This window comes from Mucilaginibacter gilvus (genome assembly GCF_004054195.1).
GTDB classification, from domain to species: domain Bacteria; phylum Bacteroidota; class Bacteroidia; order Sphingobacteriales; family Sphingobacteriaceae; genus Mucilaginibacter; species Mucilaginibacter gilvus.
The window spans coordinates 220,632-233,369 of record NZ_SBIW01000008.1 but is presented as its reverse complement, the minus strand read 5'-3'; the positions used below and the strand labels follow the sequence as shown (position 1 = coordinate 233,369).

14 protein-coding genes and 1 riboswitch are annotated in these 12,738 nt (G+C 45.1%); of the genes, 8 read left to right on the top strand and 6 right to left on the bottom strand.

What is annotated here, in order from left to right:
* Nucleotides 1–57: 57 nt before the first annotated feature.
* Both EPL05_RS17860 and EPL05_RS17855 read right to left on the bottom strand, forming a co-directional pair.
* Nucleotides 58–528: a universal stress protein gene (locus EPL05_RS17860; protein WP_128535346.1), complete on the bottom strand. Its 471-nt coding sequence runs from the start codon at nucleotides 526–528 to the stop codon at nucleotides 58–60.
* Between the two features lie 70 nt (nucleotides 529–598).
* On the bottom strand, nucleotides 599–1,936 hold the full coding sequence (locus EPL05_RS17855) for a voltage-gated chloride channel family protein (protein ID WP_128535345.1): 1,338 nt from the start codon (nucleotides 1,934–1,936) through the stop codon (nucleotides 599–601).
* Nucleotides 1,937–1,960: 24 nt separating this feature from the next.
* Nucleotides 1,961–2,025, bottom strand: a riboswitch (Fluoride riboswitch).
* A gap of 114 nt (nucleotides 2,026–2,139) precedes the next feature.
* Between EPL05_RS17855 and EPL05_RS17850 the strand changes: the two genes are divergently transcribed.
* Nucleotides 2,140–3,093: a tryptophan 2,3-dioxygenase family protein gene (locus EPL05_RS17850; protein WP_128535344.1), complete on the top strand. Its 954-nt coding sequence runs from the start codon at nucleotides 2,140–2,142 to the stop codon at nucleotides 3,091–3,093.
* Nucleotides 3,094–3,152: 59 nt separating this feature from the next.
* On the opposite strand, the gene EPL05_RS17845 is transcribed toward EPL05_RS17850, so the two are convergent.
* Nucleotides 3,153–3,611 carry a hypothetical protein gene (locus tag EPL05_RS17845; protein ID WP_128535343.1) on the bottom strand — a complete coding sequence of 153 codons (459 nt, stop codon included), beginning with the start codon at nucleotides 3,609–3,611 and terminating at the stop codon, nucleotides 3,153–3,155.
* Between the two features lie 106 nt (nucleotides 3,612–3,717).
* On the opposite strand from EPL05_RS17845, the gene EPL05_RS17840 reads away from it, so the two are divergent.
* Nucleotides 3,718–4,782, top strand: coding sequence for a branched-chain amino acid aminotransferase (locus EPL05_RS17840; protein ID WP_128535342.1), 1,065 nt, complete (start codon nucleotides 3,718–3,720; stop codon nucleotides 4,780–4,782).
* Between the two features lie 101 nt (nucleotides 4,783–4,883).
* Here EPL05_RS17840 and EPL05_RS17835 read toward each other — a convergent pair whose 3' ends face one another.
* The gene (locus EPL05_RS17835) at nucleotides 4,884–5,630 is read right to left on the bottom strand and encodes a class I SAM-dependent methyltransferase (RefSeq protein WP_128535341.1); all 747 of its coding nucleotides are present in this window, start codon (nucleotides 5,628–5,630) and stop codon (nucleotides 4,884–4,886) included.
* The gene (locus EPL05_RS17830) at nucleotides 5,630–6,163 is read right to left on the bottom strand and encodes a serine acetyltransferase (protein ID WP_128535340.1); all 534 of its coding nucleotides are present in this window, start codon (nucleotides 6,161–6,163) and stop codon (nucleotides 5,630–5,632) included. The genes EPL05_RS17835 and EPL05_RS17830 overlap by 1 nt, the downstream gene beginning before the upstream one ends.
* A gap of 111 nt (nucleotides 6,164–6,274) precedes the next feature.
* On the opposite strand from EPL05_RS17830, the gene EPL05_RS17825 reads away from it, so the two are divergent.
* From EPL05_RS17825 to EPL05_RS17800, 6 genes are all read left to right on the top strand, one after another.
* Nucleotides 6,275–7,549 carry a glycosyltransferase family 4 protein gene (locus EPL05_RS17825; protein WP_166727739.1) on the top strand — a complete coding sequence of 425 codons (1,275 nt, stop codon included), beginning with the start codon at nucleotides 6,275–6,277 and terminating at the stop codon, nucleotides 7,547–7,549.
* Entirely contained in the window at nucleotides 7,546–7,869 is a 324-nt protein-coding gene (locus EPL05_RS17820) for a hypothetical protein (RefSeq protein WP_128535338.1), read from the top strand. Before EPL05_RS17825 ends, EPL05_RS17820 begins: the two co-directional genes overlap by 4 nt.
* Nucleotides 7,870–7,888: 19 nt before the next feature.
* On the top strand, nucleotides 7,889–8,638 hold the full coding sequence (locus EPL05_RS17815) for a glycosyltransferase family 2 protein (RefSeq protein WP_128535337.1): 750 nt from the start codon (nucleotides 7,889–7,891) through the stop codon (nucleotides 8,636–8,638).
* Nucleotides 8,639–8,842: 204 nt separating this feature from the next.
* A complete protein-coding gene (locus EPL05_RS17810; protein WP_128535336.1) occupies nucleotides 8,843–9,304 on the top strand; it encodes a ferritin-like domain-containing protein in 462 nt (153 codons plus the stop codon).
* Nucleotides 9,305–9,461: 157 nt separating this feature from the next.
* Nucleotides 9,462–10,196, top strand: a complete 735-nt coding sequence (locus EPL05_RS17805; protein ID WP_128535335.1) for an acyl-CoA desaturase — start codon at nucleotides 9,462–9,464, stop codon at nucleotides 10,194–10,196.
* A 504-nt stretch (nucleotides 10,197–10,700) separates the two neighbouring features.
* Nucleotides 10,701–11,957: a pyridoxal phosphate-dependent aminotransferase gene (locus EPL05_RS17800; protein ID WP_128535334.1), complete on the top strand. Its 1,257-nt coding sequence runs from the start codon at nucleotides 10,701–10,703 to the stop codon at nucleotides 11,955–11,957.
* A 53-nt stretch (nucleotides 11,958–12,010) separates the two neighbouring features.
* Here EPL05_RS17800 and EPL05_RS17795 read toward each other — a convergent pair whose 3' ends face one another.
* Complete coding sequence (locus tag EPL05_RS17795; RefSeq protein ID WP_128535333.1) at nucleotides 12,011–12,727, bottom strand: hypothetical protein; 717 nt, start codon at nucleotides 12,725–12,727, stop codon at nucleotides 12,011–12,013.
* Between the last annotated feature and the right edge of the window lie 11 nt (nucleotides 12,728–12,738).

The window sequence follows — 12,738 nt, the reverse complement described above, 5'->3', positions numbered from 1 at the left end:
ATTTCGAATATCCAATAATGAAGTAAAACTTCGAAATTCATTATTCGGTGTTCGATATTACTTTTCTGTCAACGGAACTACAAGTACCGGTATATGCGAATTGCGTACCACGCTTTCGGCTACGCTGCCCATCAGCAGGCGGTCGATACCTGTTCTGCCATGTGTCCCTATAACAATCAGATCTGCTTTAAACTCTTTACTGCAATGCAGTATGCCATCGGCAGTTGAGCCGTATTCATTAAAGTGGGTAACCTGCAAATCGCCGGCATACTTTTTTATGGTGCGGTTAACAATATTATCGCTCATGTCTTCCTGCATGTTCAGCAACTCCACCTCGTTCACGCCCGAATCCTGAAAAGGTAGCCCGGTAATGGTATCGTTACTGGTTACCGGTGTTACCATAGGCTCTACAATATTTACCAGCCCCACGTGGGCATTAAAAGTTTTGGCCAGGTCGAAGCCATAAGAGGCCGCGTACTCGGCATACTTGCTGTCGTCTATACCGATAAGGATCTTGTTGATATGCATGGTTGTAAGGGTTTTGGGTAACACTTGTTAAACAATTTGCAGGCGATATGTTTTTGCAAAGATGCCGAAGCTATAATTTATATTTTGCCAGCATCCGGTGCAGGTACTTAGGTTTAGCCGCCTCGCCCACGGGCAATTTAGTATGGGCCACCCGCTGTGCAGGATAAATGCCGCCTTCGCCGCTAAAAAAGTAAGCGGTAAAACAGGCCACCGCGAAAAGCAACGCGTACTCGCCGCCAAAAAGTTCTATCCCCATTATAGTACAAGCTAAAGGCGTATTGGTAGCGCCTGCAAATACCGCAATAAAACCAAGCGCGGCGAAAAGGCCTATAGGTGCGTTCATCAATTCGCCAAGCGTATTGCCGAGCGTAGCGCCGATATAAAACAATGGTGTAACCTCACCACCTTTAAAGCCTGTGCCCAAGGTTATGGCCGTATAGGTCAACTTCCATAACCAACTGAACGTGAAGCTGCCGCCCTGTTGAAATGCCGACACAATAGTAACCGCGCCGGGGTGCTCCGGTGCTACACCCAAGCCCAAATAATCGGGCCTGCCCAATAAAAAGGTCAGGCCGATAATTACCGAGCCACCGCAAACCGGTATCAGCCAGTTTATTTTTATCCATTTTAAAGAAAAGTTTTTAACTAAATGCACGGCCTTTGCAAAGGCCATACTTACCAAACCAAAAATGGCAGCCGCAGCTATCACCTTGGCCAGCAATATCAGGCTCACCGGCAAATGCTGCCCGTACAGTACCTGCCCGGTATCAACAATATCTACGTGGTACAGGGTATGCTTAATGCCCCATGCCGATACGGTGATATCGCCGATAAGCCCGGCGATGAGGCAAGGCAGCAATGCCGTATAGTTAATGCGCCCGATGGCAATTACTTCCAGCGCGAAGATGGTACCCGTAAGCGGTGTGCCGAATACTGCGCCAAAACCTGCCGCTACCCCTGCGGTAAGCATGGTTTTTTTATCTGCCTCATCCAGCTTAAAAATGCCCGCAAACAGGTTGGCCAGGCTGCCGCCAATTTGCACCGCCGTACCCTCGCGCCCGGCAGAGCCGCCAAATAAGTGGGTAATAACCGTTGTAATTAAAATGAGCGGTGCCATCCGTTTGGGCACGCCGGCACCTGGCTGGTGAATCTCATCAATAATAAGATTATTGCCTTTCTCGGCAGATTGCCCGTACCATTTGTACAGGAGATGGATGACCACACCCGCCAACGGCAACAGGTACAACAGCCAGGTATGCCCAAACCTGAAAAGCGTGGCCCAGTTAAGCAGCCAAAGAAACAACGCTACCAAACTACCTATAGCAATAGCGACAGGGGTTACAATAACAGCCCAACGGGTGAAATATTTTAAGAGATCGAGTTGATTGGAAAGGAATTTTTTAAACATAACCTACATGCAAATAAACAACTTATTTGGGTAGGCGTCATCAGCTTTGCAGCGGTTCAAATAGGCAGAACACCATTGCCTTACCTTGCAAATATATCATTATTTCGAATTGCGAAAGTTCAATTTCAAATTTGTTCTCCCAGTTGAGCCTTTTACATTCGAAATTGAACATTCGAAATCCTTCCCTATCTTTACCCCCATATATGAGCATCTCCCCGGAAATAGAAAATAAAATAGCGCTGCTGCAAGAAAAGTACGAGGCCATGGGGCAGGATATGAGCAGCTACCTGGATGGCCTGCTACACGCCGATTTCCTTACGTACTGGGATTATATCCACCTGGATACTTTACTGAGCCTGCAAAGCCCTAAAACACCATTCCCCGATGAGGAGATCTTCATCATGTATCACCAGATAACAGAATTGTATTTTAAGCTGAGCCTGCACGAATGTAAGCAGATAGCCGCCGTCCAGCCTTTAACTTCCGAATTTTTCACCCGCCGTGTGCAACGCATCAACCGCTATTTTGAGGCGCTTACCAATTCCTTCGAAATTATGGTAGATGGGATGGAGAAAGAGCAGTTCCTGCAGTTCCGCATGTCCTTATTGCCGGCGAGCGGTTTCCAGAGCGGGCAATACCGCATGATAGAGATCTATGCTACCGATTTTATTAACCTCGTAGCAAAAGATCAGCGCGAAGAATTGCGCGTCGCATCTATTGAAGAACAATTTGAATATATCTACTGGAAATTCGGCGCTACCGAACTTTCAACCGGCAAAAAAACACTCACCCTAAAACAATTCGAAAAAAAATACGCCAAAACGTTTATAGAACTGGGCAAGAGTGTCAGCACAACCAACTTTTACAGCCTATACAAACAATTGACCGAAAAAGGCGAAAACACCACCTTACTGGCCGAACAGCTAAAGCAACTGGATATCAATGTAAACGTAAACTGGCCGCTATCGCACTATAAATCTGCCGTGCGCTACCTGCACCGCGAACCCGAGGAAATAAAAGCCACCGGCGGCACCAACTGGCAAAAGTATCTGCCTCCGCGTTTTCAGAAACGGGTGTTCTATCCTTCGTTATGGTCTGCAGAGGAATTAGAAAACTGGGGTAAAGGCTGGGTTGAAAAAGTGGTGAGCGGGTTATAGTAGGGATTGCTTTCACCATAGTACAGTAGCAGAAGGGTGCTGCTCCTGTTTATCAATTTTTAGCGAACGGTTAACATGCTGTATTCCTTCACACGGTCGGCAACCAGCTTTTGTATCTCGTCGAAACATTCAAATTTATCCATCACAAACAACGATTTTTTTGATGGGAATTTATTGATGAGGTAGATGCCTTGTTTAGCGGATTTTACCTGGCTGATGTTCTCGAACGTGATGGCTACATCGGGCTGCCCGGATACATGCAACGTAATTTTATCGTCATCAACAGTAAGCTCGGTGCTATCGGTATTCAAAAAATACTTTTTACGGCCATAAAAGAAAAAGCCGGTAAGTGCTGCCAAAATCACCGCGAAAATGGTTACGCTAATGGTATCGCCGGTACGGTAAAGCAGGCTGTATGAAAAAATTCCGATGATTGCAGCAAATGAGGCTAAGATGCTAAAGGTCCACGCCTGCTTTAATTTAAGCCGGCCCTCCGTGGTCAATTCATATTTCGACATTGTATGTTTAGGGTTTAAGCCTACTAATATACCTTTAGTAGTTTAAAAAGTGAAAAATCAGGCGAAAATTTTTTAACTTGCCATTTTTCGATTAATATGTACTGCCATGACCGAAACTTTGGACATCAAACTTACCAAAACCTCACAATCGCGTTTAGAGCAAACCGATTTTGACAACCTGCCCTTTGGGCGCACTTTTTCTGACCACATGCTTGTGGCAGATTACATCGACGGCGAATGGAAAAATTTCGAGATCGTCCCTTACGGCCCTATTGCCATAAGCCCTGCTATTTCTGCCCTGCATTACGGACAGGCTTTTTTTGAAGGCATTAAAGCTTACAAACATGCCGATGGTACGGTCACTATTTTCCGTCCCGATAAAAATGCCATCCGTTTTAATAAATCGGCCGAGCGCCTTTGCATGCCAACGCTGCCACAGGAAATATTTGTGCAGAGCATTGCCGCCGTGGTAGATATTGACCGCGAATGGATCCCAACTAAAGAGAACCACGCCCTTTACATCAGGCCGTTTATGTTTGCTACCGACCCATACCTGGGCGTAACGCCATCGGCGACCTATAAATTTGTAGTACTTGTTGGCCCGGTTGGCCCATATTTTTCAAAAGCGCTGCGTGTAAAGATAGAAACGCATTACACCCGCGCCGCCGAAGGCGGTATGGGTTTTGCGAAAGCCGCAGGTAACTACGGTTCGTCTATGCTGCCTGCCCGCAAAGCTGCAGAAGAAGGTTTCGATCAGTTGATATGGACCGACGCTAAAGAACACGCATTTATAGAAGAAATGGGTGCCGCTAACGCGATGTTTTTGCTGGATGGCAAACTGATAACCGCCGAAGCAAAAGACACCATCCTGGATGGTGTAACCCGCGATACGGTTATTGCATTGGCCAAAGAATGGGGCATCACCGTTGAAGAACGTAAAGTTTCTGTAGCCGAAATTATAGAAGGTGCCAAAAACGGGAAACTAACCGATGCTTTTGGTGCAGGCACAGCTGCAACCATTGCACCAGTAGGCTCTATCAGCTACAACGGCGAAGAATACTTCCTGAGCGACCCGGAAACAAGGGCGTTTTCTAAACGCGTATTCAACACACTGGATGCCATTAAATACGGCACCACGCCTGATACGCATGGCTGGAATTACGTCGTGTAATTTTAGCTAAGATATTCATGAGCCCTGCAAGAAATTGCGGGGCTTTTTTTTGTGCTTGGTTTTACCAGGATTTTATCTCCAACCGAGGTACGAGGGAGAAACTACATCGTTGCCCTCACCACAATATAAGGCGATAGCGCTTTACTCTCTATCGGCACAACTTTAGTAAACACTTTGCCGGCCACCCAAATGGTTTTCATCAGCAACTTGGCCACTGCGGTTTGTTCTGATTTATTCTCCAGCCATACCGAAAAACGGCCATGATAATAAGCTTCTACATTTTTTAAACCCAGGGCTTCGCAGCTGCTTTTTAGCAGGGCGAGGTCCATACTGTTGATGTTGTGCTTATCATAATTCTCTTTATCAAAATTGCGCTGTACCCAGCCGTTCACGCTTTTAAAGTTAGGCAGGGTAATAAACAAGGTGCCGCCAGGCTTTAAAAACTTTAGGTGTTCGCCTATGATGAATTTGGTATCGTTAAAGTGTTCTATCAAGCCAAAGGAAAGCACCATGTCGTACTTTTCAGCAGGCTGGCAGGTGAAAAGGTCGGCTTCAATGATATTGATGTCGCCCTCTTTCAGGTCGTTTATGGAAAGCAGGTCTTTTACCAGTTTTGGATGGATAAAGTAATCCAGCAGAGTGGTAGTAAGCCCTTTGTATTTTTTAAGGTAGATGGCGTAATAGCCGGGGAAGCCGCCCAGCTCGATAGCGGTTTTAGCGTTCTTATCCTTAATGATCTTCCCCAGTACATCGCCGAAAACATAGTTCGGCTTTAGTTTGAATATGAGCCCGATTCTCGATTCCCAAAACGATTTCCAAAAGGCCCTGTCGGTTAAATTATTGTCCATTAAATATCGTTTGTTTGGGTTGAAGCTCCTGTTTTATTTTCGAGCACACGCGCCGGGTTGCCCACCGCCGTGCTGTTTGCCGGTATGCTTTTTACCACTACCGCTCCGGCACCTATTGTTACATTATCGCCAATGACTACATCACCAATGATGCAAACGTTGGGGCCGATATCTACATTGTTGCCTATCTGCGGGCAGCGACTATGGCTGCCATCTGCCAGTTTTTTGTGGCCGATGGTGACACCGTTACGTAATACACAGTTTTCGCCTATAATAGTTCCGTAGTTTACCACCAGGCCCTGGCCGTGATAAAAAACCAGGTTTTTACCTATGGTAAGTTTACGTGGCAGTTCTACCCCTAAACTCCATTCTACAAAAAAACGGTAGAACATGAGGTAAGGGAAAAAGATGATCTTCAGCAGCATGTAGCGGTTAATGGCATTTACCAGCCGGAACATAAACAGCACCAGCCGCGCTTTTATATTGCCCCGGTTGGCCCGCCAATCCTGGAATAAATACGCGAAAAAATTCATGCCTGCCTTTTAATTTTGCTGTGATGCTTCGAGTTGATAAAGATGAAGCGTTCAAAAGTAAAATTTTTAATTTTAGTATCATTATACTTGCCCCGATAAATGACATTGCCTATGAAGGTTGCTTTAATAAACACATCTGACTCGGGCGGGGGTGCCGCCGAAGCCTGCATGCGCTTATTAAAGGCCTTGCAACTACAGCAGGTGGAGGTGACCATGGTGGTGCAACACAAGAACCGAAACGAGCCGGCCGTGTATTCGGTAGAAAAAACCAAGCTGGATAAGCTCCACTCCCAAATCGATTTTTTTTACGAACGCCTGCCCTTTATTGCCTTTAAAGCTAAAGATAGGAGTGTACGCTTCGCTTTTTCTACCGCCAATGCAGGTACCGATATCAGCAACGAGTCTGTAATACAGGATGCCGACATCCTGCACATCCACTGGACAAACTCCGGTTTCCTTTCCATAGATGATCTGGATAAACTCATCAGGCTAAATAAACCCATCGTGTGGACGCTGCACGATATGTGGGTGTTTACCGGGGGCTGCCATTACGCGGGCACCTGCAACCACTTTGAAATGGAGTGTGGCAATTGCTATTTTTTACGGAACCCAAACCCCAACGATATCTCGCACACCGGCTGGCAGCGTAAAAGCAAAATGCTGAGCGACGCCAAAAATATTTCTTTTGTAACCTGCAGCAACTGGCTGGGCCAGGTAGCAAAGCAAAGTACGCTTTTAGCAAATGCCAGCGTACAGGCCATCCCGAACCCAATTGATACCGAACTTTTTTCGCCGCGAAAAATGGATGAAGCAAGGAAGAAATGGGGTATCGATGCGGGGAAAAAGATCATCCTGTTCGGCGCGGCAAATATTGCCGACAGGCGCAAAGGACTGGCCTACCTAATAGAATCGCTGGACTATCTTAAAAATTATCCCGGTACGAAAAATATAGAGATAGTGATCTTCGGCAAGAACAAGCGTTTTGATACCAGCACCTTACCCTTCCCTGTACATCAGTTAAATATCATCAGCTCGCCAAGCGATCTCGCGGAGATCTACAGTCTGGCGGATGTATTCCTGCTGCCATCAATAGAGGATAACCTCCCCAATACCATTATGGAGGCCATGAGCTGCGGAACGCCTGTAGTTGCTTTTGATACCGGCGGCGTCCCGGATATGATAGACCATCAACAGAATGGCTACCTCGCTGCGTTTAAGTCGTCGGCAAATCTGGCGGCGGGCGTTAATTATGTGTTGACTGCCGCAGACCCAGCAATACTTTCCGAAGCGGCACGCGAAAAAGTACTGCGCGATTTTAATAACGAAAAAGTTGCGGGGCAATACATCAGGCTGTATAACAATATCTTAAACAAATCGACTAATTGAAAGCACGCGATTGGTTTTATATTATATTAGCCATCGCACTGGTTGGGTATTTCATAACCAAAGTAGCATTAAATTCTTTTACCGACAATTTTTGGGGAGATGATCCTCAAATTGTAAAAGCGGTGCTTATCGACGAGAAAAACTTCATGGGCAACCAACCCATTAGTCATGGATTTTCTTACTCGTATTCGTTTACAGTCAATGGAAAACAATATACAGGCAATGCGCATGATCATAATTTAAATATTGGCGATAGCGTTGAAGCTGTATACAACAAAAAGTATCCGGCTATAAATAAACCACTCCATCCAAAAGATTGATGACTAACTTAGCTTTTGTATGAAACCAACCCTCTCTGTCATCACGGTAGTATATAATAACGTTGCCGATATTGGCCGTACCCTGCTTTCTGTACTTAACCAAACCCATCCAGCTATAGAATATATTGTGATAGACGGCGGCTCCACGGACGGCACATTGGATATCATCAATACCTATAAAAGCCGCATTGCCAAACTCATCACCGAACCCGATAAAGGTATTTACGATGCCATGAACAAGGGGCTGACTTTGGCTACCGGCGATTACGTGATCTTCATGAATTCTGGCGATGAGTTTTACGCTGCTGATACGGTTGAAAAAGTTTTTGCTACCGCCGATGATGCCGATATTTATTACGGCGAAACCGAAATGCTGAACGCAAGGCGCGAAAGCCTCGGCCAGCGTCGCCATAAAGCCCCTGCAAAATTCAATTGGAAAGGGTTTAAGTTTGGCATGAGCATAAGCCATCAGGCTATCTACATCCGCAGGACACTCGCGGGGCCTTATGACCCGGCTTACCATCTCAGCGCCGATATCGACTGGATAATCCGCGCGGCAAAAAAAGCGAAAACGATAGTAAAAGTGGATGGCTATGTAGCCAAATACCTGGTTGGAGGTATGTCAAAAGCAAAACATCGCCAAAGCCTGCAGGAACGCTTCCGTATTATGAAAAAGCACTACGGACTGATACCTACTGTTTTTAATCATCTCATTATCGCCGTTAACCTGGGCTTTTACTGGCTTAAAAACCGGCGGACGAATGATTAATATTTGATGCAGTAAAAAACAGTACAGCCTGTCTGTTTCCCGGTTTCATTAAACATCGGCTTCTTTTCCACATTCGTTAAAATTTATTTTCTCTCGCTGTAGCTATACAGGACTTATTGATATTTTTTACAATTTTTTTAATTAGAAATTAATTAATGGCATAGTGGTTGCATATACTCTATCAACAAACAATAAAACATCACTATGGAAACTACCACAGAAAAATCAGCAGAAGTATTAAATGACCTGATAGAAATTAATAACGACCGTATAGACGGTTTCACCCGCGCGGCTAAAGACCTGGGCGAAGGCGATGCCGACCTGAAGGCCGTTTTCGAAAAATTCGCGAGCGATAGCCGCCAAAACGTACAGGAGCTAAGCGCAGCAGTTGGCCAAACAGGTGGCGAATTAGAAACCGGCAATTCGGTATCGGGCACCATCCATCGTACATGGCTGGATGTAAAAGCCACCTTTAGCGGCCACGACCGTAAAGCCATCTTATCTGAATGCGAACGCGGCGAGGATGCTATAAAAAAAGCATATCGTGATGCCTTAACCGCAGATAACGGCTTATCGTCCGAACACAGTTCGTTAATTGCTACCCAACAGCAGGCGATTAACGAAGGGCACGATCGTATCAAAGCCTTAAGAGATGCACAGGCGTAAGCCAATTCATTTCTTTTCATACCGAAAGCCGCGTCTGTTAACAAGGCGCGGCTTTTTAATTTAACACCAGGGATATGTAATTATAAAACCAAAAGAACGATTTAATCGTTATATTTGTAATCGTTATAAATAATACGCCCACATTAATTAAAATTTTGTGATAATACTAATATTCTTCCTCGCCCACTGGTTTTTATCCCTGTTTTTTCAAACGTTCTTCTTGCACAGGTACGCCTCTCATAAAATGTTTACTACTAACATATTTTTTGAGCGCACCTTTTATATCATGACGTATGTGTTCCAGGGTTCATCATTTTTAAACCCAAGGGCTTATGCTATTATGCACCGCGAGCATCATGCATACAGCGACACCGAAAAAGACCCGCATTCACCTCACTTTTTTACGGATGTATTCCAAATGATGTGGCATACCGTATTAAGCTACCGCGACCATATTAAACGTTTAAAAGAACCCGAAGAACGCTTTAAAGGCAACTACCCTGAGTGGAAGTTTTTAGATTATGTTGGCTCTTCGATAATATCCCGCCTTATATTCGGCGGCTTATATGTAGCCTTCTATGTATTTTTTGCAACACAGTGGTGGATGTTTTTATTGATCCCTATCCACTTTATGATGGGCCCAATCCACGGCGCTATCGTAAACTGGTGCGGCCACAAATACGGTTACGCAAACTTTGATAATAACGACAAATCAAAAAATACAACCCCGTTCGACTTTTTGATGCTTGGTGAATTATTCCAGAACAACCACCACAAACGCCCCAACAATGCAAATTTTGGCGCAAAATGGTTTGAGATAGACCCGGTTTACCCGATAATGAAATTGATGCACTGGGCCAGGATCATCAGGCTCCGAAAGGCATACTTGTAGTAGAAGCAAGACTGCAAGACACAAGAATCAAAAAAAGACGGAATATCGAAAGATGTTTCGTCTTTTTTTGATTCACCCGGCGCCCTACAAAATGCAATAGCCCATTAGAATACATTGTTTCTTAAATTCCTTTGCAGTTTCCTATTAAAAGATCTCGGATTTATGGTGACACAATGATAAAAAAAAGTGTTAACCCACCATTTTCTTATCTAATTGATTATCAGTTTTTTACAAAATATTTATTGAAATTGTGTTAACTTTTGTTAACCCTAATTCCACGCAAGGATGGTTGATGGTTAGTAAAAGGTGGCAAAATTGAAGCGATTCATTGCAGGGCTTACAAAATTGAATATACTGCCTTTTGATGGGCTATATCCTTTGGAGAGGATTATTACATGAGGGCTGCGCCGTTTAGGAGAGGCTTCTATAGGCTCAACCTTTTACCTTTATCCTTTCACCTTTTACCTCAACTAACCCTATATTTGCAACTTTATAAAATCTATAATGAAAGTATCGGTATTAGCGCAAAATTTAAGCGGCTCTGAGATTATAAAAATAGCAGGCGAAATAAACGAGTTAAAAAAACAAGGCCAAAACATAGCCAACCTTACTATCGGCGATTTCGACGCTGATATTTACCCTATCCCTACCGAACTGAAGGAAGGCATTATTGATGCCTATAATAAAAACCAAACCAATTACCCGCCTGCGGATGGTATGCTGAGCCTTCGCCAAAGCGTATCTGGCTTTTTAAAGAACCGCATGGGTTTGGAGTACGGTGCAAACGAGATCCTGATCTCCGGCGGCTCGCGCCCGCTCATCTATTCTACCTATTTAGCGCTGGTTGACCCCGGCGACTGGGTAGTATTCCCTGCACCATCATGGAACAATAACCATTACTGCGACCTAACCGGTGCCGAGAAGCTTATTGTGCCAACCCGTGCCGAAAATAATTTTATGCCAACGGCGGATGAACTACGCCCGCATTTAAAAGGTGCTACCTTGCTGGCCCTGTGCTCGCCGTTGAACCCAACCGGCACCATGTTCAGTAAAAAGGACCTGGAAGAGATTTGCGACCTGGTTATTGCCGAAAACAAAAGCCGCCCCGCAGATCAAAAACCATTGTACCTGCTGTACGATCAGATCTACTCACAGCTCACCTTTGGCGAATACAAACATTACGACCCGGTTACCTTACGCCCTGAATTGAAAGATTACACGGTGTTTGTAGATGGCGGTTCTAAATGCTTTGCAGCAACCGGCGTACGCGTAGGCTGGGGCTTTGGCCCGGCGGAGATCATTAACAACATGAAAGCCATTGTTGGCCATATGGGTGCCTGGTCGCCCAAGGCAGAGCAGGTTGCCATGGCGGAGTATTTAAAGAACGAACCCGTTGTTGATACCTTCCTCGATACTTTAAAAACAAACATCCAGGCCAGTCTAAATACGCTGCACGAAGGTTTCCAGGCTTTAAAGGCCGAAGGCTTCAGCATTGATTCTATCGAGCCGATGGGTGCCATTTATTTAACCGTTAAGGTTGATTATATTGGCAAAACCACACCGGAAGGTAACGTATTGGCTAACTCTGCCGATGTGAACTTTTATTTGATTAAAAATGCGGGTGTAGCCCTGGTGCCATTCTCGGCATTTGGCACAGGCGATGATAGCGCATGGTTCCGCGTATCTGTTGGGGCAAGCACCCTACAGGATATGAAGGATCTGCTGCCAAGGGTGAAGGCCGCGTTAGCGAAGTTGGTGTAGTAGTTTGAGTTTGTATGAGTAATGAGTTTTGCGCGCGGTAACTCATTACTCTATCAAGCCGCGTTCGATATATACTTCACCAAACTCCGCTTCGCCACGGGTAATAAAGTTTGCTCCAGTGGGAAGGTGATGTCGCTTTGCACATAATACAGCGCAGGGTTGGGCAGGTGTTTGTGTCGGCGGATCAGGTCGAGCTTAATGTATTCGGGCGTTGTGGTGATGCTTTGCTCGTAGGTATCAATAAACTGCACGTTGATGCCACGGAATTTATCGTCCTTATTTTCAAAAATGGTTACCTGGTATTCGTAGATGTAATTGGTGCGCTCCTTGCCGTTCCGCAAGCTAAAATAGCCGTGGTAAGGCATCAGCGGCACCAAACCTATCGGGTCGATATTCAGTCGGCTTTCCACAAAATCGTAGATCTCTTTACCGGTTTGTATCGCCGGGTTCATTTTGGCAAGCGCATAATAAATAATGCTTTCTATCTCTGCCATCGATGTATCGTCCTGTACTATTTTCTGGTAGGTGAGTTTCACGGCATCAATATCCGCTTTGGTGAGCCGTTGCGGAAAAGCCTGCTGCAGGGCGCTCTTGTTATTCTTAAAATCCAGCAGGTTGTTGTAATGGAATATCAGGTCGGTAAGGTTGGGGTACAGCCTGCTCTTATCAAAGTGGCGGTTTATTTCCTGCAGGTAATCCAGCAAAATGTATTTTTTATGCTCAAAATCTATCGAGCCTTCTATGAACCAGTTGATGCCTAATGATTTCATATTTTAAACGG

Excerpts from the sequence above, each read along its gene's own strand:
- EPL05_RS17860 (WP_128535346.1), bottom strand. The coding sequence starts at position 528 with ATGCATATCAACAAGATCCTTATCGGTATAGACGACAGCAAGTATGCC.
- EPL05_RS17855 (WP_128535345.1), bottom strand. The coding sequence starts at position 1,936 with ATGTTTAAAAAATTCCTTTCCAATCAACTCGATCTCTTAAAATATTTC.
- EPL05_RS17850 (WP_128535344.1), top strand. The coding sequence starts at position 2,140 with ATGAGCATCTCCCCGGAAATAGAAAATAAAATAGCGCTGCTGCAAGAA.
- EPL05_RS17845 (WP_128535343.1), bottom strand. The coding sequence starts at position 3,611 with ATGTCGAAATATGAATTGACCACGGAGGGCCGGCTTAAATTAAAGCAG.
- EPL05_RS17840 (WP_128535342.1), top strand. The coding sequence starts at position 3,718 with ATGACCGAAACTTTGGACATCAAACTTACCAAAACCTCACAATCGCGT.
- EPL05_RS17835 (WP_128535341.1), bottom strand. The coding sequence starts at position 5,630 with ATGGACAATAATTTAACCGACAGGGCCTTTTGGAAATCGTTTTGGGAA.
- EPL05_RS17830 (WP_128535340.1), bottom strand. The coding sequence starts at position 6,163 with ATGAATTTTTTCGCGTATTTATTCCAGGATTGGCGGGCCAACCGGGGC.
- EPL05_RS17825 (WP_166727739.1), top strand. The coding sequence starts at position 6,275 with ATGAAGGTTGCTTTAATAAACACATCTGACTCGGGCGGGGGTGCCGCC.
- EPL05_RS17815 (WP_128535337.1), top strand. The coding sequence starts at position 7,889 with ATGAAACCAACCCTCTCTGTCATCACGGTAGTATATAATAACGTTGCC.
- EPL05_RS17810 (WP_128535336.1), top strand. The coding sequence starts at position 8,843 with ATGGAAACTACCACAGAAAAATCAGCAGAAGTATTAAATGACCTGATA.
- EPL05_RS17800 (WP_128535334.1), top strand. The coding sequence starts at position 10,701 with ATGAAAGTATCGGTATTAGCGCAAAATTTAAGCGGCTCTGAGATTATA.
- EPL05_RS17795 (WP_128535333.1), bottom strand. The coding sequence starts at position 12,727 with ATGAAATCATTAGGCATCAACTGGTTCATAGAAGGCTCGATAGATTTT.